The sequence below is a fragment of the Flavobacterium sp. P3_A6 genome (genome assembly GCF_056403035.1).
In genome coordinates this window covers 91,674-117,420 of the sequence record NZ_JBFUGG010000001.1, presented here as the reverse complement: position 1 = coordinate 117,420, position 25,747 = coordinate 91,674, and the positions used below count along the sequence as shown (strand labels likewise).

23 protein-coding genes are annotated in these 25,747 nt (G+C 34.1%); 12 read left to right on the top strand and 11 right to left on the bottom strand.

The genetic code is table 11. The annotated features are described in order from the left end of the window. Positions 1–46: 46 nt before the first annotated feature. The 3 genes from AC1DVP_RS00520 to AC1DVP_RS00510 all read right to left on the bottom strand — a co-directional run bounded on the left by AC1DVP_RS00520 (position 47) and on the right by AC1DVP_RS00510 (position 4,271). The gene (locus AC1DVP_RS00520) at positions 47–1,345 is read right to left on the bottom strand and encodes a glycosyltransferase (RefSeq protein WP_477181598.1); all 1,299 of its coding nucleotides are present in this window, start codon (positions 1,343–1,345) and stop codon (positions 47–49) included. Between the two features lie 68 nt (positions 1,346–1,413). After that, a complete protein-coding gene (locus AC1DVP_RS00515; protein WP_477181597.1) occupies positions 1,414–3,840 on the bottom strand; it encodes a YfhO family protein in 2,427 nt (808 codons plus the stop codon). Between the two features lie 146 nt (positions 3,841–3,986). Then, positions 3,987–4,271, bottom strand: coding sequence for a DUF4834 family protein (locus tag AC1DVP_RS00510; protein ID WP_477181596.1), 285 nt, complete (start codon positions 4,269–4,271; stop codon positions 3,987–3,989). Between the two features lie 385 nt (positions 4,272–4,656). On the opposite strand from AC1DVP_RS00510, the gene AC1DVP_RS00505 reads away from it, so the two are divergent. Beyond that, positions 4,657–6,570, top strand: a complete 1,914-nt coding sequence (locus tag AC1DVP_RS00505; RefSeq protein WP_477181595.1) for a DEAD/DEAH box helicase — start codon at positions 4,657–4,659, stop codon at positions 6,568–6,570. A 291-nt stretch (positions 6,571–6,861) separates the two neighbouring features. Beyond that, positions 6,862–7,629, top strand: coding sequence for a carboxypeptidase-like regulatory domain-containing protein (locus AC1DVP_RS00500; protein ID WP_477181594.1), 768 nt, complete (start codon positions 6,862–6,864; stop codon positions 7,627–7,629). A gap of 299 nt (positions 7,630–7,928) precedes the next feature. Here AC1DVP_RS00500 and AC1DVP_RS00495 read toward each other — a convergent pair whose 3' ends face one another. After that, a complete protein-coding gene (locus AC1DVP_RS00495) occupies positions 7,929–8,594 on the bottom strand; it encodes a TrmH family RNA methyltransferase (protein ID WP_477181593.1) in 666 nt (221 codons plus the stop codon). Between the two features lie 195 nt (positions 8,595–8,789). On the opposite strand from AC1DVP_RS00495, the gene AC1DVP_RS00490 reads away from it, so the two are divergent. After that, on the top strand, positions 8,790–9,482 hold the full coding sequence (locus tag AC1DVP_RS00490) for an SIR2 family NAD-dependent protein deacylase (RefSeq protein ID WP_477181592.1): 693 nt from the start codon (positions 8,790–8,792) through the stop codon (positions 9,480–9,482). On the opposite strand, the gene AC1DVP_RS00485 is transcribed toward AC1DVP_RS00490, so the two are convergent. Next, entirely contained in the window at positions 9,472–10,434 is a 963-nt protein-coding gene (locus AC1DVP_RS00485) for an ion channel (protein WP_477181591.1), read from the bottom strand. The genes AC1DVP_RS00490 and AC1DVP_RS00485 overlap by 11 nt on opposite strands. A 193-nt stretch (positions 10,435–10,627) precedes the next feature. Between AC1DVP_RS00485 and AC1DVP_RS00480 the strand changes: the two genes are divergently transcribed. From AC1DVP_RS00480 to AC1DVP_RS00460, 5 genes are all read left to right on the top strand, one after another. Then, positions 10,628–12,484, top strand: a complete 1,857-nt coding sequence (locus tag AC1DVP_RS00480) for an SPFH domain-containing protein (protein ID WP_477181590.1) — start codon at positions 10,628–10,630, stop codon at positions 12,482–12,484. Between the two features lie 348 nt (positions 12,485–12,832). Further along, positions 12,833–13,600, top strand: coding sequence for a hypothetical protein (locus tag AC1DVP_RS00475; protein ID WP_477181589.1), 768 nt, complete (start codon positions 12,833–12,835; stop codon positions 13,598–13,600). Between the two features lie 156 nt (positions 13,601–13,756). After that, a complete protein-coding gene (pepT, locus tag AC1DVP_RS00470; protein ID WP_477181588.1) occupies positions 13,757–15,010 on the top strand; it encodes a peptidase T in 1,254 nt (417 codons plus the stop codon). A gap of 18 nt (positions 15,011–15,028) precedes the next feature. Then, positions 15,029–15,592: a YdeI/OmpD-associated family protein gene (locus AC1DVP_RS00465; protein WP_477181587.1), complete on the top strand. Its 564-nt coding sequence runs from the start codon at positions 15,029–15,031 to the stop codon at positions 15,590–15,592. A 268-nt stretch (positions 15,593–15,860) separates the two neighbouring features. Continuing rightward, positions 15,861–16,412 (top strand): hypothetical protein, encoded by a 552-nt coding sequence (locus AC1DVP_RS00460; RefSeq protein ID WP_477181586.1) that lies wholly within the window; start codon positions 15,861–15,863, stop codon positions 16,410–16,412. An 80-nt stretch (positions 16,413–16,492) separates the two neighbouring features. Here AC1DVP_RS00460 and yajC read toward each other — a convergent pair whose 3' ends face one another. From yajC to AC1DVP_RS00445, 3 genes are all read right to left on the bottom strand, one after another. Beyond that, a complete protein-coding gene (gene yajC, locus AC1DVP_RS00455) occupies positions 16,493–16,768 on the bottom strand; it encodes a preprotein translocase subunit YajC (RefSeq protein ID WP_477181585.1) in 276 nt (91 codons plus the stop codon). 62 nt (positions 16,769–16,830) lie between these two features. Beyond that, positions 16,831–17,742, bottom strand: a complete 912-nt coding sequence (gene nusB, locus AC1DVP_RS00450) for a transcription antitermination factor NusB (RefSeq protein WP_477181584.1) — start codon at positions 17,740–17,742, stop codon at positions 16,831–16,833. A gap of 270 nt (positions 17,743–18,012) precedes the next feature. After that, entirely contained in the window at positions 18,013–19,119 is a 1,107-nt protein-coding gene (locus AC1DVP_RS00445) for a Glu/Leu/Phe/Val family dehydrogenase (RefSeq protein ID WP_477181583.1), read from the bottom strand. 200 nt (positions 19,120–19,319) lie between these two features. Between AC1DVP_RS00445 and AC1DVP_RS00440 the strand changes: the two genes are divergently transcribed. The 3 genes from AC1DVP_RS00440 to AC1DVP_RS00430 all read left to right on the top strand — a co-directional run bounded on the left by AC1DVP_RS00440 (position 19,320) and on the right by AC1DVP_RS00430 (position 22,094). After that, positions 19,320–21,080 (top strand): ABC transporter ATP-binding protein, encoded by a 1,761-nt coding sequence (locus AC1DVP_RS00440; protein WP_477181582.1) that lies wholly within the window; start codon positions 19,320–19,322, stop codon positions 21,078–21,080. A gap of 66 nt (positions 21,081–21,146) precedes the next feature. Then, positions 21,147–21,527: a PUR family DNA/RNA-binding protein gene (locus AC1DVP_RS00435; RefSeq protein ID WP_477181581.1), complete on the top strand. Its 381-nt coding sequence runs from the start codon at positions 21,147–21,149 to the stop codon at positions 21,525–21,527. Positions 21,528–21,773: 246 nt separating this feature from the next. After that, complete coding sequence (locus AC1DVP_RS00430) at positions 21,774–22,094, top strand: panthothenate synthetase (RefSeq protein ID WP_100431541.1); 321 nt, start codon at positions 21,774–21,776, stop codon at positions 22,092–22,094. Between the two features lie 76 nt (positions 22,095–22,170). Here AC1DVP_RS00430 and AC1DVP_RS00425 read toward each other — a convergent pair whose 3' ends face one another. The 3 genes from AC1DVP_RS00425 to AC1DVP_RS00415 all read right to left on the bottom strand — a co-directional run bounded on the left by AC1DVP_RS00425 (position 22,171) and on the right by AC1DVP_RS00415 (position 24,959). Continuing rightward, entirely contained in the window at positions 22,171–23,289 is a 1,119-nt protein-coding gene (locus AC1DVP_RS00425) for a GTP cyclohydrolase (RefSeq protein WP_477181580.1), read from the bottom strand. A 23-nt stretch (positions 23,290–23,312) separates the two neighbouring features. Next, positions 23,313–24,263 carry a transporter gene (locus AC1DVP_RS00420; protein ID WP_477181579.1) on the bottom strand — a complete coding sequence of 317 codons (951 nt, stop codon included), beginning with the start codon at positions 24,261–24,263 and terminating at the stop codon, positions 23,313–23,315. Between the two features lie 114 nt (positions 24,264–24,377). After that, positions 24,378–24,959: a non-canonical purine NTP diphosphatase gene (locus AC1DVP_RS00415; RefSeq protein ID WP_477181578.1), complete on the bottom strand. Its 582-nt coding sequence runs from the start codon at positions 24,957–24,959 to the stop codon at positions 24,378–24,380. A 229-nt stretch (positions 24,960–25,188) separates the two neighbouring features. Here AC1DVP_RS00415 and AC1DVP_RS00410 point away from each other — a divergent pair, with 229 nt between their 5' ends. Beyond that, positions 25,189–25,635 (top strand): NanQ anomerase/TabA/YiaL family protein, encoded by a 447-nt coding sequence (locus AC1DVP_RS00410; RefSeq protein WP_477181577.1) that lies wholly within the window; start codon positions 25,189–25,191, stop codon positions 25,633–25,635. The last annotated feature ends 112 nt before the right edge of the window (positions 25,636–25,747 follow it).

Genomic DNA, 25,747 nt, shown 5'->3' with positions numbered 1-25,747 from the left:
ATAGGAAGTTAAAGTTTAAGATTGAAAAGCTTAAAGTCTTCCAACTTTAAACTTTTGAATGAATCAATTGTGCCAATTCTTTGGTCAAATTCTTTCTGGAATATTTTTGCAAACCTACACCATAGGATTGTAATTTCCCATCTAAAAACTGATTATAATAAGTTATAATGGTATTTTTCAGTTTATCTTTTTCAGTATAGTCAAAAAATACCCCTGTATTTGTATCGGTTATGATTTCGGAAAAATCAGATTTTTTTGGTCCAATAGCTATAATAGGCCTATTCGAAACCATATACTCAAATAATTTACCAGGAATAATACTTTTAGTCTCTTCCGAATTAATTTCGATAAGCAGCAAAACCTGAGAATTTCTTTGATGGGCCACTGCTTCCGAATGGGAAACATATCCTAAATTATTCAGATACTGATTCAAATTAAATTGAGAAATAGTGTCCAATACTTCCTGACTGACAGCTCCAATTAATTTTAATTCTAAATGCGACTTAAAATCCGGTATTTCATGAATTAATTCTGTCAAAGATTCCCATAAAATAACGGGATTTCGTTCTGAAAGAAATGAACCGATATGTGCCAAGCTAAACTTAGAATCAAGAGTTACTTCAGTTGCTGGCTCATTATCATAACCATTGGTAATAATGCTTATAGGCTTATTAGTTATTCCCTCAAATTCAGTTTTTGTAGTTTTACTGGTTACAATCACCCTATCCGCAGTATTAAGCACTCTATATTCTTGTGCTCTATGCTTTCTCTCTGCTTTAACAGATAGCCGCAATGCTTTGTGATACCCTATTGTAGTCCACGGATCCCGAAAATCGGCAAGCCAGATTAGATTAATTTTTTGTTTTAAATCCAATCCGATTAAATGCAGACTATGCGGCGGACCCGAAGTAATAATAGTCTCAATATTATTTTCTATGATATACTTTTCTAAATAAGCAACAGATGGTTTTACCCAAAAAACTCGTGCATCTGGAATAAAGAGATTCCCCCGTATCCATAATAAAGTCTTCTCCAAGAAAGTTTGCTTCTTCTTATTGGGAATAATGCCAGAGCTAATTTTTTTAGTTTTATTTTTAGAAAAAAAAGAAGCTAGCTGATAGGGTTCAAAAATTTTATTTTTTAAAATAATCGTTTTCTCCGAAACTTCTTTTTCCAAATTAGCATCAACAATTGGATATGTAGGATTCTCCGGAATATATACGATCGGCTGAACATCAAAATCAGGTAAATATTTCACAAACTTAAGCCAGCGCTGTACCCCTGGTCCTCCAGCTGGCGGCCAATAATATGTTATAATGAGGATTTTTTTTAATTCTGGTTTCAATTTTTTATTTTATTATTAAGTAAAGGTACAGCATAGAAATACTCGTAGTATCTCTACATCACATCTTTCTACAATGTCTCTTTATTTGCTGCAGCTTTCTTTCTCTCAACATACAATCCTCCTGCTAAAAGAAACAACATTCCAATACAGCTAACTAATGTAATTGTACCTCCTGTTTTTACAACTTGAGGATCAAACTTAAACTCAATGCTATGCTTTCCTGCTGGAACTACGATAGCTCTTAATGTATAATCAGCTCTCATAATGGGAGTCTCTTTACCATCAATAAGTGCAATCCAGCCTTTTTCATAATACATTTCAGAAAAAACAGCTAAACCTTCTTTCGAATTAACTGAAGTATATTTTAAATCATTAGGCTGATACGAATCTAAAGTTATAACAGCCGAACTGTCTTTGGCGAATGCCTTACCTTTAATCGCAGCAAACTCATTTTCATTAATCACAGCTGTTTCTTTAGAATTAAACTTATCTAAAGCCTTCATTTCTCCATCTGCATTTTTCACAAATTGCACTTTATTAACAAACCAAGCATTCCCATTAACGTCTGGATTTATAATTGGAGATTCTTTTCCTTCCTTATCTGTTTGTATTACGTATTTTACATTCAGCATGTTAAGAATTTCCATATTGTTTTTGGCAATTTGATAATCAAACAATTGCTGAATACGTTTTGGCCTGACAGCACTATATCCACCAATAGCTTTATGAAAATAAGAGGTTCTCCCCTGCATCAGCCCTTGAACATCAAACACACGATAATTAGTAGGATCTTCCAGAATCTTCGCATCTGTTGGAGTTTCTTGAAATGGAACTTCAACATCCCTAGCATTTATAAAATCTTTATTGGATACATAATTTTTATCTACAAAAAACAAATCGGCAACCATAAATAAACCGACCAAAATGATAGCCGTATTCTGGGCTAATTTGTTTTTAATAAATAACCATAAAGTCCCTGCCGCTATCAGAATAAAAAATCCGGAGCGTAACAAATCTGCACTATACAATGATTTTCTATCAGCAACTAAGGCATCTACAAAACTTGGTCCATAATTTTGAAGAAAATAACTGTCATTGGCCGCTGAAAAATTAAATAAACTTTTAGATAAAAACAAAACCAAAACTACTCCTAAACCAACAGCTCCTGACTGCAATAATGGTTTTAATTGTTTTTCTTTTTCTAATTTAAAGAAAGACTGCAAACCCATAATAGCCAATACTGGAAAACACAATTCCAGAATCACTTGAATGGAAGAAACAGCTCTAAACTTATTATACATTGGAATATGGTCGATACAAAAATCCGTTAATGCAGGGAAGTTTTTCCCCCATGAAAGAATTAATGACACGAATGCTCCTCCTAAGAAAGCATATTTAATTTTTCTTCCATCTGTAAATAACGCCAAAATTCCTAAAAAGAAAACTACTGCACCTATATATGCTGGAGCAGACACTATAGGCTGGTCTCCCCAATATGTTGGCATAGCCGAAACAAAATCTGTAGCTTGAGCTTCTGGCACACCTTGTGAAATCATAAACTCAAACATACTGCTGTCTGTCCCAACCTTTTCATTATTGGAACCTCCAAATAATCTCGGAACAATAAGATTAAAGCTTTCGGCAATTCCATAGCTGTACTCCGTTATGTAATCTCTAGTCATCGCTCCATCTGAAGTACTTTTGGAACCGTCGGGATTAAACGTTAAATCACTCTTTCCTCTAATACTAAAATTAGCATATTCAACCGTTGCTAATAAATTACCCGCATTAGAACCGATTGCAATTATTCCCGCACCAAAAAGCGTTCCTACAGAAATTAAAAGCGGTTTGTATTCTTTTGATTTGATTCCTTCATAAATAAAATATCCCGAAAGAATCAACAGCAATATCAATAAGTAAAAGGTCATTTGAAAGTGATTGGCATTGACTTCCAATGCTACCGCAAACATAGTAAGCAAACCTCCCAAAATATATTTCCTCTGAAAAACCATTATAAAACCTGCAACTACCATTGGCATATAAGCAATTGCATGTGCCTTGGCATTATGCCCTACTCCTAGTATAATAATTAAATAGGTAGAGAAACCAAAAGCAATTGCACCGAAGAAAGCCTTTAGCGGATCGGCTTTTAAAACGAGCATTAAAATGTAAAAACTCAAAAAGTACAAAAACAAATAATCAGCCGGACGCGGTAAAAAACGCAATACATCATCAATAGCCCCTACATAATCATGAGGATATTTCGCCCCCAATTGATAGGTAGGCATTCCTCCAAAAGCTGAATTTGTCCAATACGGTTCTTCATGATGGGTTGCTCTAAAATCATTTTGTTCCTTGGCCATACCCGTATATTGAGCTATGTCCGATTGAAAAATTTGTTTTCCCTGTAAAACAGGAAAGAAATATAGTGTAGAGACGAGAACAAAACCAAGAATGGCTAGTGCGTGCGGAAAGAACTTTTGAAGTTGCTTCATTATATATTATTAAGATTTTGGATTTTTAAGATTTTTTTCAATCTCAAATATACTAGATTGGTTTTGATTTTTAGCGTTAGCACATTATTTTACATCATAAACCCCAAATGAAATTTGAGGTTTATATTTTTTCAAGTAAAAAATAGCTAATCTATTTCTTCATAATCAACATAATCCCCTACTTTTTTGGTTTCGCGAGGATTTTTACTATTGGCTGTATCGATTATAATCTCGTCATTATTAGGCGTTTTTCGCCAAGAAGACTGCTGCTGATATTGTTGTTGCTGCTGTTGAAAATTTTGCCCCGCTTTCTCCACTACCTTTTTTACTACTAAAGGCAAAAACAATCGAGCCAAAAATTTAAAAATATAATAGAACGCTATCATAAAAAATAGCATTTCTATAAAACCCGAAAAAGAGGCTGTTTGCATAATCAAATAATTTTTAAGCAAAATTAATAAATCAATATTGAAACTACAGAGCAAATTAAAAATATCATTCTTAAAGAAATGATAAAAAACAGTCATATGCATACATAATTAAGAATAAAATGCAGATTCTTGACAGTCCCAAAAACATTTTTGTAAAACACAAAAAAACGGATGTGCCTCATAAACAGTTTTATATTCTTTTTTTTAACAAAAACACTAAATTCATGACATAATTTCACATCAAAAATTAATTTAAAAAATTAAAAAGCGAAATTAAAATCATAACAAATTGATTTTCAAAACATAATAAAAACCTAATTCTTAAAATTGCATTAGTTTTTATGGATTATAAACAGTAATTTTGCACCCTATTTTAAAAATATATATGAATAAATTTGAACAATTAGGATTGAGTGAATCGTTACTGAAGGCGATTTTAGATCTAGGATTTGAGAATCCGACCGAAGTACAGGAGAAAGCGATTCCCCTATTATTGGAAAAAGACACAGATTTAGTTGCGTTGGCTCAGACAGGGACAGGGAAAACAGCAGCATTTGGATTTCCAGTCATTCAGAAAATTGATGCCAACAACAGAAATACGCAAGCATTGATTTTATCTCCAACACGTGAATTGTGTTTGCAGATTACCAACGAGCTTAAAAACTACTCTAAATACGAAAAAGGTATTAATGTGGTAGCAGTTTACGGCGGGGCTAGCATTACAGAACAAGCGAGAGACATTAAAAGAGGCGCACAAATTATAGTAGCGACTCCGGGCAGAATGCAGGATATGATTAACAGAGGATTGGTAAACATCTCTCAAATTAACTATTGTATCCTTGACGAAGCAGACGAAATGTTGAACATGGGTTTCTACGAAGATATCGTAAACATCCTTTCTACTACGCCAGATGAAAAAAGCACATGGTTGTTTTCTGCAACTATGCCTGCTGAAGTGGCACGAATTGGAAAACAATTCATGACTGAGCCTATCGAAATTACTGTAGGTACTAAAAACTCTGGTTCAGCTACCGTATCACACGAATTTTACTTAGTAAATGCACGTGACCGTTACGAAGCTTTGAAAAGATTAGCCGACGCTAATCCAGATATTTTCTCTGTAGTTTTCTGCAGAACAAAACGTGACACACAAGCAGTTGCCGAGAAATTAATCGAAGACGGGTACAGCGCCGCTGCATTGCACGGAGATTTATCTCAAGCACAGCGTGACGGTGTAATGAAATCTTTTAGAGGAAGACAAATCCAAATGCTAGTTGCAACTGACGTAGCTGCTCGTGGAATTGACGTTGACAATGTAACTCACGTAGTTAATTACCAATTACCTGACGAAATCGAAACGTACAATCACCGTTCTGGCCGTACTGGTCGTGCCGGTAAATTGGGTACTTCTATCGTAATTGTAACTAAAAGTGAATTACGCAAGATTTCTTCTATCGAAAGAATCATCAAACAAAAATTTGAAGAAAAAACAATCCCTTCCGGAATTGAAATCTGCGAAATCCAATTACTGCACTTAGCAACTAAGATTAAAGATACTGAAGTTGATCACGAAATTGACAACTACTTACCAGCTATCAATAATGTATTAGAAGGTTTGACTAAAGAAGAATTGATCAAGAAAATGGTATCGGTAGAATTCAACCGTTTTATCAACTACTACAAAAAAAACAGAGACATCTCTAATCAGTCTTCAGGTTCTGAAAGACGTGACCGTGATGACAGAGAGCCAAGAGAAAACAACAATAGCGGTGCTACAAGATACTTTGTAAACATTGGTTCAAGAGACAATTTCGACTGGATGTCATTAAAAGACTACTTAAAAGAAACATTAGACTTAGGTCGTGATGACGTTTTCAAAGTAGATGTAAAAGAAGGTTTCTCTTTCTTTAACACTGATCCGGAACATACTGATAAGGTAATGGAAATATTGAACAACGTACAATTAGAAGGACGCCGTATCAATGTTGAAATCTCTAAAAATGACGGTGGCGGAAGACGCGATCACAACGGAAGAAATTCTGGCGGATTTGGCGGAAGAAGCTCTGCTCCAAGAAGAGAAGGCAGTTTTGCTCCAAGAAGAGAAGGCGGTTTTAGAAGCGACAGAGGTTCAGCTCCTAGAGAAGGAGGCTTCAGATCTGAAAGAAGTTCATCTGCTCCAAGAAGAGAAGGCGGTTTTTCATCTGACAGAGCTTCGAGAGAAGGTTCTTCAGAAAGAGCGCCAAGACGTTCTGAAAGTTTTGGTGATTCATCAAGACCAAAAAGACCAAGAAGAGACTAATAAAATTAGCAGTTTCAATATAAATCTCCCTAACAATTCGGGAGATTTTTTTTTATATTATGCCAGTATTATCAAAAATACCAAATTGAAAAAATATCTATTTATTTTTATTTGGCAAAAGCCTTTAAATAAAAACATCGTTTTTTTGACAAGCCATTAAACTATTTAGAATATATAAAGTCCTAACCCAAAATGGCATAAAAATTCCAGATTGTTAATTTTCTTATAATTATAATCGAACAAGAAAATATTTAATGTCCTTTTAGTACTTTTAAAGCTTTAAATCAGTTTATGAAATATTTTATACTTTTTTTATTCTTTGTTGCCTCTTTAAATTCAGTTGCCCAAACCACTGAAATTCCTCAAAAAATATCTGGCACTATCATCACCGATAATACCGGTACTCCTTTAGCCAATGTTAATATCATTAATATCAATCAGGTAACTGGAACCACAACAGACAATAAAGGGCATTTTGAACTTGCAGTAACCCAAAGCGATACTTTACACATAACTCTTCTAGGCTTCGAATCATTGCGTGTTCGTGTTACCAATGACTGGATAAAAAACAAAACAACTACAATCCAGCTTACCCAAAAAGCAATTCCATTAAACGAAGTAGTTATCAGCCCATATTACCTAACAGGCTATCTTGAAATTGACGCCAAATTAATCCCGATAAAAGAGGATTACCGCTACAGCATCTCTGGCTTAGGCCAAGGTTATGAAGCTGGACAATACGCCCCCGAAGCCTTTGGAAAAGTATTGGGATCTATTTTTAATCCGGCAGACATGCTCTATAATTTCTTCGGAAAAAGACCCCAGCAGCTCAAAAAACTCCGAGAAATGCGAAAAGATGATACCGTTAGAAAGCTATTGGAAACAAAATATGACCGGGAAACCATATCATTACTCCTGGGAGTTTCACAAGACGAAATTGCCGAGATCTTAAACCGCTGCAGTTATTCAGAAGCTTTCATAAAATCTGCCAATGACCTTCAAATCATGGACGCCATAAGCGGATGCTACGAACAATACAAAATCCTGAAGAAAAAATAGCAGTCGTTACCTAATTTCAAATCATTTGGGCGTGCCACCATAAAGAAAAGGGACCAACTCATCACAACGGTGAGTCAGTCCCTTTTCTTTATGGTGTCGGGCTATCCGCGCTACTTCGGTAGCTAGCTTCTATCCCTCACGTACATCACGATACCTTCAAAATATCAATTTCAATGACAATATCAACAAAAATCTAATTAAAAATAATTCCTCTAAGCTTTGAAACTTAAATTTTAGACTCGATCGATCGAGAAAATGCGTAACCATTTGAAATTTGCAATTGAAATTGATATTCGATTTTATATTTTTGGATTTTCCTCATAATACCTCGATTCAATCCTCTTTATATCCTTAATCGACTTTTTAGCCCAGTCCAGTCTTTTCTCCAGAATCTCATCATCCGTCAATTGCCAAGCAATATCCGAATTGCGTAAACGATTTGTTAGGTTCTGAATAATTATCGCCGCCGAAACTGAGATATTCAAACTCTCCGTAAAACCCACCATCGGAATTTTAAGAAAACCATCAGCTCTGCGAAGAATCTCTTCTGACAATCCATCTCTTTCAGTTCCAAAAAACAATGCGCTGGGTTTAGAAATATCAAAATCCTCCAGCAAACAATCATTCTCATGAGGCGTAGTAGCAATAATTTGGTATCCCTTATTTTTCAAAGTATCAATACAATTAGTAACGCTGTCATAAGTCGAAATATCAACCCATTTTTGAGCACCCATCGCGATTTCTTTATCGATTCGTTTACCATAACGTTCCTCAATAACATGCAGTTCCTGAATTCCAAAAACCTCACAACTGCGCATTACCGCACTCGCATTATGCATCTGAAAAACATCTTCTACAGCAATCGTAAAATGCTTGGTTCTGTCTTTCAAAACCTTCAAAAATTTTTCTTTTCGGTTGTCAGTTAAAATATTTTCTAAAAAATCCAGATAATCCGTATCAATCATTATGCATTGTTTTTTTGGCAAAAATACTAAAAAAGAGTAGTTTTATAATCCAGACTAACGATCTAAAAAAAATTGAAACATATAAATCATATAAGTATATTTAAGCCAAACTTATTTTAAACTCTTAAACATTTAAACCCTTAAACTTTTAATTTTTTAAACTTATATATTACACCCTCTCAATACTTTATAAAAATGAAAAAGAAACTAGTAGTTCTTACTGGCGCAGGAATCAGTGCCGAAAGCGGTATTAAAACATTTCGCGACAGCGACGGATTATGGGAAGGACATAACGTAATGGATGTTGCTACTCCCGAAGGCTGGCACAAAAACCCATCATTGGTACTTAATTTTTACAACCAAAGACGTCAACAGCTAAAAGAAGTCAAACCTAATTTAGGGCATCAAATTTTAGCCGAATTAGAAAATGATTTTGATGTTTACATCATTACACAAAATGTAGATGATTTGCACGAAAGAGCCGGAAGTTCAAAAATCACGCATTTACATGGCCAATTATTAAAAGTGCGAAGTTCCAAAAACGAAAACTATATTTTAGATTGGCAAGACGATTTAAATTTTGGTGATGCTGACCAGCAAGGAAATCAGCTTCGCCCCCATATTGTTTGGTTCGGTGAGCAAGTTCCTGCCTTGGAAGAAGCCATTACAATAACAGAACAAGCCGATTATTTTGCTGTTATCGGTACTTCGCTTCAGGTTTATCCAGCAGCAGGCTTAATTGATTTTACACCAAAAAATACGCCAATTTATTATATCGACCCAAAACCCATAAAAATTCCGAACCTTAGAAATCCTCTTGAAGTAATTCCTAGCATCGCTTCGGAAGGAGTTCTCATTTTAAAAGAAAAACTGCAAACTAATCTATAACAACTTTATCAAAAACATTTAATAAGCCCAAATCCAAAACAGTACTTCGATGATTTTCACTTTGGGAATACATCGGCTTGAATTTTGCGCCATAGACCACTTCTTCAAAAACATATGAAGTCCGTGTCGCAACTGTAGTACTGAACATATCGTCAAATGTTTTGACAATCACTATAATTTCACCTGATATCGAAGCATAATCAGAAGCTTCCAATCCATATAAAGGACTTTCGGTTGTTATAGGATGCACCAATGTCCAGCTCAACGCCAGTGAATTTATTTTTTGGTACTCTAAATCAAGAGTGTAAAACTTATTAGTCATAACTCCATTCTCCTCAATTTTCATTCCAAGCGTCACATTAACTTCGGCATCAATATAATTTGTGTTTTTATAAGGTGCGAGCCTAAACATTAATGCTTTTCCACCACCAAAGGGAGCAATGATAGCATGCTGGGAAAATTTAAGAAAAATAGAAGGCTTACTGAATCTCCCAAAAAACAACCCCGTAGCAATAGCAAAACTCAGCAATCCCATTAAGGCTTCGGCAGAAGACAAAGCACTCGTATAAAAACCTGTCGGGCTAATATGTCCATACCCAACTGTAGTAAATGTTTGGGCACTAAAAAAATAAGCCTGCCCAAACTGCACCCATTCATCATCTGTAGTCTGAATCCCATTGAGATGCTCAATCCCGATCCCAAAATAGAGTAACGCAAACACAAAATTAATCGTGATATAAAACAGCAAAAGGATCGAAAGAAATTTCCAGGAAGACATATCCAGCATGGTATGATACCAACTGATTTTATCTAGGAAACCAACCCCTTTTTTCACTGAGTTTACTGAGCCATCTTTATTAATAAAACGGCCGCCATAACTGGATGCGCTGGTTCCAAATCCTGTATTGACAAGAGATTTTGCTTTTAAATTCAATCGATTAAATAATGCCATATATCTATTCCTTATTAACTGCAAATTAGACAATAAATTCTACTTAACAATAATATAAATTCATATCGTATTTCGATAAAAAACTTAAAAAATACATTCAAAATTTAATAGGTAAAAAGTTGGAAAATAATTCCAAACAAGAATCAGATTACAAGAAAAATAAATTATGTTTGTAATCTAAACCCCAACCTATATGTCATTTTTTCTTGCCAATTGGTGGATATTCTTAATTGTTTTATCCATTCTTTTTTACAAATTTGTTTTACGCGTATTTTTTGGAATGGTCATCGTTCCAGAAAACAAAATTGGATTAGTCACCAAAAAATTCGTTCTTTTTGGTTCTGAAAAATCGTTACCGGATGGCCGAATAATTGCCACCAAAGGTGAAGCCGGATATCAGGCCAAAACACTTGCTCCCGGATTGTATTGGGCTATGTGGCCTTGGCAATTTGCCATAGACATGGCTTCATTTACCATAATTCCAGAAGGAAACATAGGTTTATTATTGAGTAAAGACGGTGCCGAAATCCCAACAGGCCGTATTCTTGCCCAAAAAGTAAGCTCTGATAATTTTCAGGATGCAACAATGTTTCTTGATAATGGAGGTCAAAAAGGAAGACAATCTGCTTTTGTTACTACAGGATCTTATCGTATCAACACTCATTTATTCGAAGTAATCATTTCCCCTCAAGTAGTCATTTCTGAAAATATGGTAGGAATTGTAACCGCCATGGACGGTGAACCAATCCCTATTGGGCAAATTGCCGGTAAATTTGTAGATGGCCACAATAACTTTCAGGATTTTGACCTATTCCTAAAAAATGGAGGAAATAGAGGTTTACAGCCTCAAGTCATGCTTGCAGGTTCCTATTATATCAACTCTTGGGCAGTTCAAATTGAACAAACTCCAATGACTGATGTGCCTATTGGTTACGTTGGCGTCGTGATTTCTTATATTGGCGAGGACGGACAAGATGTAACGGGCGACACTTTCAAACACGGAAATATTGTTTCAAAAGGACAGCGAGGTGTTTGGATGGAACCTTTTGGTCCCGGAAAATATGCTCTTAACAAATATACTACCAAGCTAGAACCCGTACCAACCACCAACTTGGTATTGAATTGGGCTGATGCCAGAAGTGAATCCCATAACTTAGATCAAAATCTTTCAACAATTACGGTTCGTTCAAAAGATGGTTTCCCTTTTAACCTCGATGTATCACAAATCATTCACGTACCTGCGAACGAAGCACCAAAAGTTATTGCACGTTTTGGAAGCATGAATAATTTGGTTTCCCAAGTTTTGGAACCTACCATCGGAAATTATTTTAGAAACTCCGCTCAGGAAAGTGACGTGATTTCATTCCTTTCGACTAGAAAAGAAAGACAGGAATCGGCCAAAAATCATATCAAAGTTGTTTTGGACGAATACAATGTCAATGCAGTTGACACTTTAATAGGAGATATTGTTCCACCAGAATCATTGATGAAGACATTGACTGATAGAAAAATTGCCGAAGAAGAACAAAAAACGTATCAGACTCAAAAAATGGCACAGGAACAACGCCAAGGAATGGAAAAGGAAACTGCCATTGCCGATATGCAAAAAGAAATTGTAAAGGCTTCGCAAAGTGTTGAAATTGCACAGCGAACTGCCGATGCTACAGTCAAAAAAGCCGAAGGGGATGCTACAAGTTTAAAATTAAATGTAAATGCTGAAGCCGAAGCTACAAAAATGAGAGCAGGCGCACAAGCTGAAGCAACCAAACTGACAGCCAGTGCCGAAGCCGAAAGAATCTCCAAAACAGGTCTTGCCGAAGCCGAAAAAATTATGGCAATCGGTAAATCAACAGCCGAAGCGTATCAACTTCAAGTTTCTGCAATGGGTGGCGACAACTTTACAAAATACAAAATCACCGAAGAAATAGGAAAAGGAAAAATCAAAGTTATTCCTGACGTTCTTATCTCCGGAAGCAACGGAACAGACGGATCCATGAGCGGCTTATTAGGTCTAAAACTTATGGAATTAATGGATACCGATAAAAAGTAAAGGAACCAATAAAAAAGGAGAATAAATTTTAATTCAATATATTTAAAAATCTGCTGTCACAGGCAGATTTTTTTATGCAAGCCTATCAACCTTTTTACATAATACACACATTCTGCAACATTCTGCAACATTCTGCAACATTCTGCAACATTCTGCAACTAAAAAAACAGAAAAATCACTATATAAAAATGTAAGACTTCTAAATTAAATTCTCACATAAAAGAAATTTAAACCCAACTTTAACAAAAAATTAAAATATTTCATTTGAAAAAAAATTAAAATTTAAAAAAAAAGTTATATTTGTTCATCCTAAATCAACTTAAAACTCAACCAAATACCACTAAATCTATGAATCTAAAATTACCTTTTAGCATTATACTGCTTGTATTTACACAAACTTTCTTCGCCCAAGAAACCAAAATTGAAACAGCAGGTACTGAAACCACTCCCACAACAACTGCACCTGATGCAGCCACAACAAAAGCTCCTGATTTTAAAAAACAAATGCAGGATTTAAAGAATCAGGAAAAAGCGTATTTAGCCCAACTGGAAGCTGATAAAAAAGCAGCCAAAATCAAAGCCGAAGCTGATAAAAAAACAGCTGAAGAAGCGCAAAAAGCTGCCGAAAAAGCAAACAGTCAAGCAAAAGCTGCCGAGGCGAAAGCTGCTGCTGAAGCAAAAGAAGCTGCCGAAAAAGCGGCTAAAGAAAAAGCTATTGCTGACAAAGCTCAAGCCGAAGCTGACAAAAAAGCTGCTGAAGCTGCCAAAGATGCAGCAAACAAAACGGCAAAAGAAGCTGCTATTACTGCTAAAGCACTAGCCGAAGCTGATAAAAAAGCTGCTGAAGAATCTGAAAAAATTTCCAAAGAAAAAATAGCGGCATTTAAAAAAGAAGCTGAAGCTGCTAAAGAAGCAGAAATTAAATTAGCAAAAGATGTTGCAAGACTAAAAAAGGAAAAAGAAGAAGCTGATCAAAAATTAGTAGAATCTGCCAAATTAGCGTTAGAAAAATCAACAATGCTAGAAGAGCAAATAGCTAAAGCAACTGCAGAAGCAGAAAAAGCTGCCGCTGCTGAAGCAAAAATGGCTGCCGAAAAAGCAGCAAAAACCAATTAATTCCCCTAACCTCAAAATAAAAACCTAACCTATTTTTAACTAACCGCCCTTAAACTAAAATCCGTTGAAAAACGGATTTTTTATTTATACCATCCAACAAAGTCCCTTTACCAGCTCTTTTTTAAAAATGTCTATCTTTACCAAAAAATAAATACCATGCAACATATAATCGACCGCTTTGTGAGTTATGCCACTATAGACACTGAATCGGATGCTAGCTCACATACAACACCCAGTACAGCTAAACAATGGGATTTGGCCAATAAATTAGTTGAAGAACTAAAAAGCATTGGACTGGAAGATGTTACTATCGATGACAAAGCTTACATCATGGCAACTCTGCCCAGTAATGTTGATCATGAAGTACCTACAATTGGATTTATATCACACTTTGACACAACTCCTGACTTTACTGGCGCCAATGTAAAGCCTCAAATTATTCCAAATTATGACGGTAAAGACATCATTTTAAACGCCGAACAAAATATCATTTTATCTCCATCCTATTTCAAGGATTTACTGCAATACAAAGGACAAACATTAATCACTACAGACGGCACAACCTTATTAGGAGCAGATGACAAAGCAGGCATTACAGAAATTGTAACTGCTATGGAATTTCTAGTTAAAAATCCTGATATTAAACACGGAAAAATCAGAATTGGATTTACTCCAGATGAAGAAATTGGCCGTGGAGCGCATCATTTTGATGTAGAAAAATTTGCAGCCGAATGGGCTTACACCATGGATGGGAGTCAAGCAGGAGAACTTGAATATGAAAATTTCAACGCAGCGGGAGCAAAAATTACTTTCAAAGGAAAAAGCGTTCATCCAGGTTATGCCAAAGGAAAAATGATCAATTCCATGCTTATTGCTAATGATTTTATCAATGAATTACCAAAAGGCGAAACTCCGCAGGAAACCAGAGGATATCAAGGATTTTTTCACGTACACCACTTATCTGGAAGTATTGAGGAAACAGTTTTAGAATTGATTATCCGCGATCATAACAAATCAAAATTTGAAAAACGAAAAGAATTAATTCATAAAATAGCTAAAAAAATAAACAAAAAATTTGCCAGGCAATTTGGATCAGCTATTGTTATCGCCGAAGTAAACGATCAGTATTACAATATGAAAGAAAAGATAGTTCCTGTAAAACACATTGTAAATATTGCTGAAACCGCAATGCGGGAACTTGGCATAAAACCAATCATCAAACCTATAAGAGGCGGAACAGACGGATGCCAGTTATCATATAAAGGATTGCCTTGCCCAAATATATTTGCCGGAGGCCATAATTTTCACGGGAAATACGAGTATGTTCCTGTAGAAAGCATGCAAAAAGCCGTAGATGTAATTATACGAATTGCTGAACTTACCGCAAAAGGTGATTATTTAAAAAAATAGAATTCAAAGCAGTGCAGTATGGACATGATCAATCATTGGGAAGCTGAATTAGATATTTTAAAAACTATTATATCCAAAACTGCATTGGTTGAAACCAATAAATGGGGAGGCTGTGTCTATGTACTTGATAACAAAAATATTGTTGGGATTGGTGGATTCAAAAACTTTTTTTCACTTTGGTTTTTCAATGGAGCTTATCTCAAAGATGACAAAAAACACTTGATTAATGCTAACGAAGGAGTTACCAAATCATTGCGCCAATGGCGGTTCACATCAAAAGAAGAGATCATTGAAAAGGAGATTTTAACCTATATTAAGGAAGCTATCGAAAACGAAAAAGAGGGCAAAATTATCAAAACAAAAAAAACAAAGGAAACCATTGCTGTTCCAGATATTTTACAAAAAGAACTCAATAGCGATATTCTGCTAAAAAATGCTTTTTTTAATTTCACTCCCTATAAACAAAAAGAATTTATTGAATATATTGAAACTGCCAAACGGGAAGAAACCAAACTTTCGAGAATTGAAAAAATAAAACCCTTGATTTTAGACAATATTGGCCTAAATGATAAATACAGGTAAAGAAGGAATTTAAAATTCCTTTTACAAAATCCCAAATTCCAAAAATACCGGAATTTGGGATTTTTTTTATTCAAAACGATGCAGTTACCCATTTTGCACAATTTCTTAATCCTTCAAAAATCAGTAAAACCTTAACATTGCAACATTAAATTATTCGCTATATTTGTTAATATCCGCTAAACATTTTATTAACATTGAAATACTTTCCTGAAAAACCTCCTATTTCAACATCAATATAAAATTATATAATTCTTAAAAATCACTAATTATGATAGAAAAAAAAGAAGAAGAAAAGGCTGTTGCCGACAAAGTGACGCCTCCAGAAGTGCCAAAAAACGAAAATCAAGAAGTGCCAAAGACAACTGCTGTCAAGGCAACACCAAAACCTGGGACAGCTAGAGCAACTGCAGTTAAACCAGCCACAACTAAATCAGTTCTTTCAAAACCTGCTGTTGCAAAACCAGCTCCGGAAAAATCAGCTGTTTCAAGAGCCGCTACTGCCAAAACATCAAGTCCGAGCAGCACCAAAGTAACCACACCTCCAACTGGGGTTGTTAAAGACACAACTATTGAAGAAATTAAAACAGAAACTGCAATTTCTCAAAAAGATAAAAAGAAGAAAAAAAATAAATCAAAAATGAAAGAAAAAGAAAAAGAGAAAAAAGCCAAAGCTAAGGCTAAAGAAAAAGCCAAGAAGAAAGCAAAAAAAGCTAAGAAGGCCAAAAAAGAAAAAGCTAAAAAAGCAAAGCTAAAAGCTAAAATCAAAGAGAAAAAAGCTAAGGCTAAAGCCAAAAAAAACAAAAAGAGTAAAAAAAAGTAATATTCGTTTACCAATAAAAAAATCCCAAATTCCAATTGCTAAATCGGAATTTGGGATTTCTTAGTTTTATACTTTCCGGATTACTCTTTTTTATTCAAAGTTGCACTCAATTCCATAGAAATTGAAGAACGCTCCATTTTCAATTTTCCAGCCATTGTTTCGATAACTACTGTAGAATCGGCAAGTTCTGAGATCTTCCCGTGAATACCGCTTTTGGTAATTATTTTATCTCCAACTTTTAAAGCCCCTTCGAATTCTCTTTCGTTTTTAGCACGTTTTTGCTGTGGTCTGATCATAAAGAAATAAATGACTACAAACATCAATAAGAACGGTAAAAACTGTTGTATCTGTCCCATAATTTTAAATTTAGTTTTTGTTAATTAATTTTATTTTTTAATGTGAAACTGGCTTTTAATTATTACATCAAACCTCTTCCAATTTTTACAATTCTTTTCTTTGTTTCCAATTCTTTTACCAAATTATCCAATATTCCGTTGATAAAAATGCTGCTCTTCGGAGTTGAATATTCTTTGGCCAATTCCAAATACTCATTCAAAGTAACTTTCACAGGAATAGAAGGAAATTTCAAGAATTCACAAATTGCCATTTTAAGGATAATCGTATCAATTTCGGCAATACGTTCACTGTCCCAGTTTGGCGTCTTATCAATGTATTCTTTAGCTAATTCAGGTTCGTTCAAAACTGTTTTTCTAAACAAATCCTTCACATAAGCCTTATCTTCGTTGTCTTTGTATAGTTTTGGAACCCTAAAATTATCGTCTTCTCCTTGTTTTATTGCTTTCAGCTGCTTGATGATATGTGTATTTACTAATGGAATATCATCAATCCAAGTCAGCTTATCATCTTCAAGATATTCGTATAATTTTTCATTTGGAACAATAATATCCGAAAAAATATCAACAATAAAAGCTTTATCCTCTTCAAAAGAATTTACCGAATTGCTCATGTATTTCGCATACAGTCCACTCTCTTTTATAGCATTAAGCAACAAAATAATGTAATCATCATTTAAAGTCCAATTGTTGATCGAACGGTTTTCTAAAGCAATGCTAAGGGAATTATTTTCGGCAAGAATTTGAAAAATACTGTTTTTAATGAATTTTTCGTTAGGATTGCGTTCTTCTTTGGTAGCCAGATGTTTCTGGCTTGAAAGATGCAAAAAGACAGTTTCTTTTTTACAAATCTCTATCAATGAAGAAAGCATGATAAGGTATAAATCTTGAATGGCGTCAATACTATGCATAAGGAATTTTTCCTCTTTCTCTAAATTATCAGAACCATTTTGATGCATAGCATAAATGGATTGCATGACTTTAACGCGGATGTGTCTTCTGTTTACCACCTTGTAAGAACTTTTAAAATTAAGTCTGCAAAATTAATACTTTCATCTCTTAAATGAAAATTTATAGCTGCTTTATTTAAAAAAAGTAATCAGTGATCAGCTATTTAGCCATCAGCATTTAAACTTTCAAAAAGAAATTTAATTCTAAAAAAAATGATCAGCTTTTTAGCATTGAGTTAACTCATTCAAGAAAACTGAACATTAAAAAACTGATCACTGTAAGCTTAAAACGACAAACTATTTTTTACTGTTTTCTATTTTTCTTAAATCAATACGATTTTGGGCAATGGTCAAAGCAGCTTGATGTGTTGTAACGCCATTTGCAATAGCATAATCAAAAATTTCTAACGTTGTGTTATAGATATTTTCGGTTTTGCGCATGATCTCCTCTTTGCCATAATGAGCCAGCTCTGCATAAACATTGATAATTCCACCCGCATTAATCAAGAAATCCGGAGCATAAAGAATACCTCTTTCCTGCAGGATTAAACCATGTGTATTCTCGTTTGCCAATTGATTATTAGCAGCACCAGCAATCACTTTTGCTTTTATTTTATTTACGGTAGCATCATTGATTGTTGCCCCCATCGCGCAAGGCGCATAAATATCAACATCGGCACTATACAAATCATCTCCGGTAAATACTTGAGCGTTATACTTAGAAGCCACCTGATATAATTTTTCTTCATTGATATCTGCAATGAAAACTTGCGCTCCTTCTTTTGTCAAATACTCAACTAAAGTTTCCCCTACGTGTCCAATTCCTTGAACCAATATTTTTTTACCTTCTAATTTATCTGAACCAAATTGTTGTTTAACCGCCGCTTTCATCCCCATGTAAACCCCAAAAGCTGTAACAGGAGATGGATTTCCAGATCCTCCTCTTTCTTCAGAAATACCAGTTACATAAGGCGTTACATCTCTTACTAAATCCATATCGGATGTTTCCATTCCGACATCTTCGGCTGTAATATATCTTCCGCTTAATGAATGTACAAACTCACCAAATTTACGCATCAATTCAGGTGTTTTTTGAGTTTTGGCGTCACCGATAATTACTGCTTTTCCTCCACCAATATTCAATCCTGTAATAGCGGCTTTATATGTCATTCCTCTGGAAAGACGCAAAACATCATTCAAAGCTTCCCATTCATTAGCATAATTAAACATACGCGTTCCCCCTAAAGCTGGCCCCATAACTGAATTATGAATACCTATAATTGCTTTTAATCCTGTATCTTTGTCATTGCAAAAAACAATTTGCTCATGATCATTAAAAGACAATTGTCCGAAAACAGGATCCATTTTTTGAAGTTCTTTCACAGTTGTAACAGTAGCATTCATAATACTATTTTTATTAGTTAAAAAATACGAATTTATCAAAAAGATACTTCAAACATACATAAAAAATAAACATATAGCAATAAAATTATTTAAAAATAAATATTTATTAATAATACTTGAAAATATTTATTTTAATACAATTGTTAAAATTTAAGCATTAAATAAAGAACACAAACAATTCAATACTGAATCCTCATAATATGAAAGAATTAAGCTATTTAAATAAATATTTTATCAAATACAAATTCAGCTTTTCACTAGGTATATTTATCACAATAATCGCACAAATATTTTCATTATTTACTCCAAAGCTCATTAGTAAATCATTTAATGAAATAGAAGCCTTTTCTAAAAGTGGCTCAGCTGACTCCAGTATTATAAGCCACCAATTGATTTCCAATATTTTATTAATAATTGCTACCACAATAGTTGCTGGTTTTTTGACTTTCCTGATGAGGCAGACTCTAATTGTAATGTCACGCCACATAGAATTTGATTTAAAAAATGAAGTCTTTCATCAATACGAAAAGCTTTCTCAAAACTTTTACAAACAGAACAGAACAGGGGATTTAATGAACCGTATTAGTGAAGATGTCTCCAAAGTAAGAATGTACGTTGGTCCTGCGGTAATGTACTCCATAAACACCTTTATCCGCTTTGCTATCGTGATTGGATATATGTACAATGTTTCGCCAAGGTTAACTTTATACACAATATTGCCCTTACCTATCTTATCGTATTGTATTTTCAAACTAAGTTCTGAAATCAATAAAAGGTCTACCACTTTTCAGCAGTATTTATCCAAAATATCCAGTTATACTCAAGAAGTTTTCTCTGGAATCAGAGTTATAAAGGCCTATTCATTAGAGAATCAGCATCAAGAAAACATTGCCGACTTAGCCAACGAAAGCAAAAGCAAAAGTTTAAGCCTAGCCAAAGTACAAGCGCTTTTTGGTCCATTAATGATTGCTTTGATTGGAGTAAGCAACTTAGTTGTCATTTACTTTGGAGGTTTAATGTACATAAACGGCACCATCAAAAGCATAGGAACTATTGCTGAATTCATATTGTATGTCAATATGCTGACTTGGCCTGTTGCCTCATTGGGCTGGGTTTCCTCTATGGTTCAAGAAGCAGAAGCTTCGCAAAAAAGACTCAATGAATTTCTAAAAATAACACCCGAAATACAAAATAAGAATCCCAATCATTCCAAAATTGAAGGAAGTATTGCATTCAATAATGTAAGTTTTACTTATGAAGACACTAATATAAAAGCACTTCAAAACGTGACTTTTACAGTAAACAAAGGAGAAACATTGGCAATTTTAGGAAAAACAGGTTCTGGTAAATCTACAATTTTAGCATTGCTTTCCAGACTTTACGATGTCACAAATGGCCAAATATTGATTGATAATAATGAAATCAGTCAGATCAACCTATTCGATTTGCGAAATAGCATTGGCGCTGTACCACAAGATGCTTTTTTATTTTCAGATACGATCAAAAACAATATTAAGTTTGGAAAAGAAAATGCTGCCGATCACGAAATAGAAGCCGCAGCAAAAAGTGCGGTTGTTCATGATAATATTATCGGCTTCAAGAATGGATATGAAACGATATTAGGAGAAAGAGGAATTACGCTGTCAGGCGGTCAGAAACAGCGTGTCTCTATCGCAAGAGCCATTATAAAAAATCCGCCAATTTTACTTTTTGACGATTGCTTATCGGCAGTTGATACCGAGACCGAAGAAGCGATTCTGAACAATCTGTACGAAATATGCAGGAACAAAACAACCATTATTGTGAGCCACAGGGTATCCTCGGCCAAGAATGCCGATAAAATCATAATTCTTGAAGAAGGCAAGATAATCGAACAAGGCTCTCATAATCAATTAATAAACCTAAACGGGTATTATGCAGCACTCCATTTAAAGCAACTTTCAGAAAAAGAATTGCTTTAATTGTTGGATAATACATATATTTTTAAGATTTTTGATTGCTATTAAATAAAAAATGACGAAAAGATTATGAGAGAAAATGATATGTTAGAAAAAGAAGAAATATTCTCAAAAGTTTTAAGAGCTGGAAGGAGAACCTATTTCTTTGATGTTAGAGCTACTAAAGCTGATGATTATTATATTACAATTACCGAAAGTAAAAAATTCACAGAAGAAGACGGTTCTTTTCATTTTAAAAAGCATAAAATCTATTTATACAAAGAAGATTTTACTGCATTTTCAGAAATTTTAGAAGACATGACTTCTTACGTTTTAAACCACAAAGGTGAAGAAGTAATCTCCGAAAGACACCAAAAAGATTTCAAAAAAGAATATGCTTTAGACAAAACAGACGAAGACAGTGTGCCAAACACTTCCAGTTTTACCGATATCGAATTTGATGATATTTAATTAAAGAAAACTTATTAAAAAAGTCCAAAAATCATGTGATTCTTTGGACTTTTTTTATGCTTTAAAACAAGCAAAAAAAATTATATCTATAAGAATCAAAAGCCCCATTTTGGCTTTTAAAATTAAAAAACAAGAAAATACCCTAATTAAAATTCAAACAAAAAATATTGACTATCAGTTATTTACATATATTTTTAATGTGATTATTTTGTACCTTTAGAAGTATTAACTTTAAATCCAGTCACAATGAAAATGTTAATTAATGTTATCTTTCCTATTGAGCCTTTCAACTCAATGGTTAGAAATGGTACAGCTGGCGAAATCATTGGTCGCGTTATTGATGATATCAAACCAGAAAGCATTTATTTTTCTGAACAAGAAGGAAACAGAGGTGCAGTTATGATTGTTAATATTCCAGATTCCTCAGCAATTCCCGCTATTTGCGAACCTTGGTTTTTAAATTTTGAAGCACATTGCGAAATCAGAATTGCAATGACACCTGATGATTTGATGAAAGCTAACCTCAACAAACTAGCTGAAAAATGGAGTGATGTTCATGTCAACTAAAAAAGGTGTGGCATATTAAGCTTAAAAACCTCTTCATATAAATTGCATGAAGAGGTTTCTTTTTTAAACGAATGCTTTACAGTGATTTCCTAAACGTTTTTCTGCGGCAATGAACCACAGGATTAAAATTTTTCCAAATCAATTGAATAGCCAAATTATCTGATAATTCGGGTGTTCTATAACAGTACTCTATTCCTTTTTCGGTAAACGTTTTGTAGTATTCATTAAAAATCACTGCGGTTACCCCTTTGTTCTGATAATCGGGACGCACACCAATAAGATAAAAAACAACATCTTTGCTATTGCGTCTTGCCTTCAATAAATGCAAAAAACCGAAAGGAAATAATTTCCCATTGGCTTTTTGAAGCGCTTCTGAAAAACTAGGCATCACAATCCCAAAAGCCACAAGATTTCCATCCTTGTCCTCAACATATTTTATGTATTCGGGATTGATGAAACTGATGTATTTTTTTTTGAAATATTCTTTTTGAACATCCGATATCGCAACAAATGAAGACAAACTAGCATACGATTCATTAAACAAATCAAACATTTTGTCTACATAAGGCATCACATCCTTGGTTGATTTAAAATTAATCGGTTTAAGCTGGTATCTTTTTTTAACCAGTTCATTCACTTTCTCAAAAAACTCAGGTTTCGCATTCGCAAATGGGAATTTATTCTCCATATATTCCTTCTCCGTTATGTACCCTAATTTTTCAAAATGTGCCGCGTAATAAGGATGATTATACCATGTAATCATGGTTCCTAATTCATCAAAACCTTCAGTTAAAACACCCACTTTGTCCAGATTTGAAAATCCCATTGGACCCTCAGCATATTCCAGATTGTTTTTTTGGCCCATTTCATATACTTTTTCCAACAGCGCTTTAGTCACTTCAATGTCGTCGATAACATCAAACCAGCCAAAACGCACTTTCTTTTTTTGCTGCTGATTTACCTCATCCCAATTGATAATTACTGCAATTCTGCCAACAACAGCATTATTCCTGTACGCCAGATAAAAAGTAGCTTCAGCACTATTAAAAGCAGGATTTTTAGTTTTATCAAACGTGGCCAATTCATCTGAAATTATTGGTGGAACCCAATATGGATTTCCTTTGTATAAAGAAAAAGGAAATTTTACAAATTCTGTTAACTCGTTTTTAGTCTTGGCTTCTTGTATGTTAATCATTGATACTTTTATGGAAAATTATTTTATTTTTTCGATTTTTTAAATCCTTCTTGAGTGTTGGTTTTTTTAGCCATTTTATCAGCAGCGGCATCCCCTTTTGTCAAAAGATATACATCTTTGTAATGTGCGTCATATCGCCACGATACTCCTATCCCTCCGTAAAACACAGAAGGAGTATCTTTAAAATTACCGCTTATTGAAGCATCTACCTGAAGGTTTCTGTTAATTAAATAAGCAGCACCGCCACGAACGATGGCATCACTGTAAAAATCACTTTTTATTCCTTGATTTTCAACAAAAGCAGACCATTTTTTATTAATTCCCTTAGTCAAGGTCAAAATATAACTCAAGCTAGGATAATCTGTTGCAATATAATTGTAAATAATATTGGTTACAAAAACCCATGAGCCATCACCTAAATGATTCTGTAAAATCAAAGCAATTTTTGGAGAGATTTCAGAATCCGGAGAAAAATAAAAAGGATTATTCTTGGCCGTAAAATTGGCTCCGGCAAAAACAGCAACTGCAGGAATAACTTGGTGCCAATTGAATTTATGGTTCGCTTTCCAACTGTAAATATTTGCTTCTCTTTTATAGCCCTTATTAGGGTCATAGAGCAAATATTTGGCTCCTAAAACTGACTGTTTAAAATCAGATTTATCCACAGTATTCATAGGATAATTAAAAGTTTCGATTACATATTGAGTATCAGCAATAAATTCTAAATTTTCCAGAAATGCTCCATACCGCATTTCCAAATCAATTCCAAAACCATAGGCATCATATCTCAACAAGCTATGATTTTCCTGAATGCCAAATACTCCAGTTTCTACCTGTAAAACTGTTTTTCCTACAGCAAATGCCGACATAGATTCTCCAGGTCTATTTGAATTTATCTCATCGGTATGCTGACCATACTGAGCTATTGGAAATAAAAAAAGGGAGGCTAAAAATACTTTTTTGATATTGAGCATACTGAATTATTTGTGTGAAAAGGTATAACGTATTTCAAATATAATATATTTTATTGTAACTATCATTCGGTTAAAAATTACTTAAGAATATAGTTTAATAATAATTAACAATAACTAGTCGGAACCTTGATTTAAAAAAGCAATTAGCTCTTGAGTAGCTTTACCACGATGACTTATGGCATTTTTTGTTTCTAATGAAAGCTGTGCAAAAGTTTCTTGAAAACCCTCAGGTTTAAAGATTGGATCATAACCAAAACCCTGATCTCCTTTTTTATCCAAAGTGATTGTACCACGGGCAATTCCAGCAAAAAGATATTGTTCTCCTTTTAAATTTAAAGCAATAACAGTCTTAAAATGGGCATCTCTATCGCTTATATTTTTTAAATTCAAAAGTAATTTATCCATATTATCTTCAGACGATTTTTGCTCACCGGCATATCGTGCAGAGAAAACTCCAGGTTCACCATCTAAAGCTTCTACTTCGAGGCCTGTATCATCGGCGAAGCAATCATAACCGTATTTTTGGGTTACATAATTGGCTTTCATAATAGCATTTCCCTCAATAGTATCTGCAGTTTCAGGAATACCCTCATGACAGCCGATACTTTCCAGACTGATAATTTCAATACTTGGAGGCAGCATGCTTTGTATTTCTTTAATTTTATTTTTATTATTGGTCGCAAAAACAATCTTCATATTGGCAATATTAAAATGAAAAGTCAAAAATACGGTTTGTAATTAACTAATACCAATTGGAAATATAAAATAGTTTTTTATTTAACCTCACCCCAGCCTCTCCCAAGGAGAAGGGGAAAGAATTGAATTATTTTATATTTTTAAATAGCATAATGAAAGAAAACCTATTTGTATAAGTCTGTATTCTGCATTATTTTTACCATTCAATTAATCCAATCTAATAGAAATTATGATTATAGATTTTATAGAAAATTCAGCCCGATACGAAACGATTCATCCGTCATTTAAAACTGCTTTTGATTATTTAAAGCAAGATGACAAAGAAGCTTTGGATGGTTTAATCGATGAAAAATCGGGAGTAAAAATGTTTGCCTACAAAGGAGAAGGAAAAAGCAAAGTGAAGAGCCTAGAAACATTTGAATGCCATGACAAAAATATTGACATTCAATTTTGTACCAGCGGGAGCGAAGGTTTTTTATGGAAACCAAGAGCAAAATGCATTTCGCCAAACGGAGATTACAATACAGAGAAAGATGTTCGCTTTTTTAACGATGAACCTGATACTTATTTTGAACTGCAGGCCAATCAGTTTGTTATCTTTTTCCCAGAAGATGTTCATGCTCCTATGATTAGCGAAAACGATTTGGATAAAATAGTAGTAAAAGTATTGGTATAGCTTATCTTTTAATATTATATCTCAAGTAATTAAACCAAAAGAAACGTCAACATAAAAGAACACGTTAAAATATAGTTAAAATACTTATTTACAGTATTTTAAAAAAAATAAG

Coding starts and splice junctions, on each gene's coding strand:
- AC1DVP_RS00515 (WP_477181597.1), bottom strand. CDS start 3,840: ATGAAGCAACTTCAAAAGTTCTTTCCGCACGCACTAGCCATTCTTGGT.
- AC1DVP_RS00510 (WP_477181596.1), bottom strand. CDS start 4,271: ATGCAAACAGCCTCTTTTTCGGGTTTTATAGAAATGCTATTTTTTATG.
- AC1DVP_RS00505 (WP_477181595.1), top strand. CDS start 4,657: ATGAATAAATTTGAACAATTAGGATTGAGTGAATCGTTACTGAAGGCG.
- AC1DVP_RS00500 (WP_477181594.1), top strand. CDS start 6,862: ATGAAATATTTTATACTTTTTTTATTCTTTGTTGCCTCTTTAAATTCA.
- AC1DVP_RS00495 (WP_477181593.1), bottom strand. CDS start 8,594: ATGATTGATACGGATTATCTGGATTTTTTAGAAAATATTTTAACTGAC.
- AC1DVP_RS00490 (WP_477181592.1), top strand. CDS start 8,790: ATGAAAAAGAAACTAGTAGTTCTTACTGGCGCAGGAATCAGTGCCGAA.
- AC1DVP_RS00485 (WP_477181591.1), bottom strand. CDS start 10,434: ATGGCATTATTTAATCGATTGAATTTAAAAGCAAAATCTCTTGTCAAT.
- AC1DVP_RS00480 (WP_477181590.1), top strand. CDS start 10,628: ATGTCATTTTTTCTTGCCAATTGGTGGATATTCTTAATTGTTTTATCC.
- AC1DVP_RS00475 (WP_477181589.1), top strand. CDS start 12,833: ATGAATCTAAAATTACCTTTTAGCATTATACTGCTTGTATTTACACAA.
- pepT (WP_477181588.1), top strand. CDS start 13,757: ATGCAACATATAATCGACCGCTTTGTGAGTTATGCCACTATAGACACT.
- AC1DVP_RS00465 (WP_477181587.1), top strand. CDS start 15,029: ATGGACATGATCAATCATTGGGAAGCTGAATTAGATATTTTAAAAACT.
- AC1DVP_RS00460 (WP_477181586.1), top strand. CDS start 15,861: ATGATAGAAAAAAAAGAAGAAGAAAAGGCTGTTGCCGACAAAGTGACG.
- yajC (WP_477181585.1), bottom strand. CDS start 16,768: ATGGGACAGATACAACAGTTTTTACCGTTCTTATTGATGTTTGTAGTC.
- nusB (WP_477181584.1), bottom strand. CDS start 17,742: ATGCAATCCATTTATGCTATGCATCAAAATGGTTCTGATAATTTAGAG.
- AC1DVP_RS00445 (WP_477181583.1), bottom strand. CDS start 19,119: ATGAATGCTACTGTTACAACTGTGAAAGAACTTCAAAAAATGGATCCT.
- AC1DVP_RS00440 (WP_477181582.1), top strand. CDS start 19,320: ATGAAAGAATTAAGCTATTTAAATAAATATTTTATCAAATACAAATTC.
- AC1DVP_RS00435 (WP_477181581.1), top strand. CDS start 21,147: ATGAGAGAAAATGATATGTTAGAAAAAGAAGAAATATTCTCAAAAGTT.
- AC1DVP_RS00430 (WP_100431541.1), top strand. CDS start 21,774: ATGAAAATGTTAATTAATGTTATCTTTCCTATTGAGCCTTTCAACTCA.
- AC1DVP_RS00425 (WP_477181580.1), bottom strand. CDS start 23,289: ATGATTAACATACAAGAAGCCAAGACTAAAAACGAGTTAACAGAATTT.
- AC1DVP_RS00420 (WP_477181579.1), bottom strand. CDS start 24,263: ATGCTCAATATCAAAAAAGTATTTTTAGCCTCCCTTTTTTTATTTCCA.
- AC1DVP_RS00415 (WP_477181578.1), bottom strand. CDS start 24,959: ATGAAGATTGTTTTTGCGACCAATAATAAAAATAAAATTAAAGAAATA.
- AC1DVP_RS00410 (WP_477181577.1), top strand. CDS start 25,189: ATGATTATAGATTTTATAGAAAATTCAGCCCGATACGAAACGATTCAT.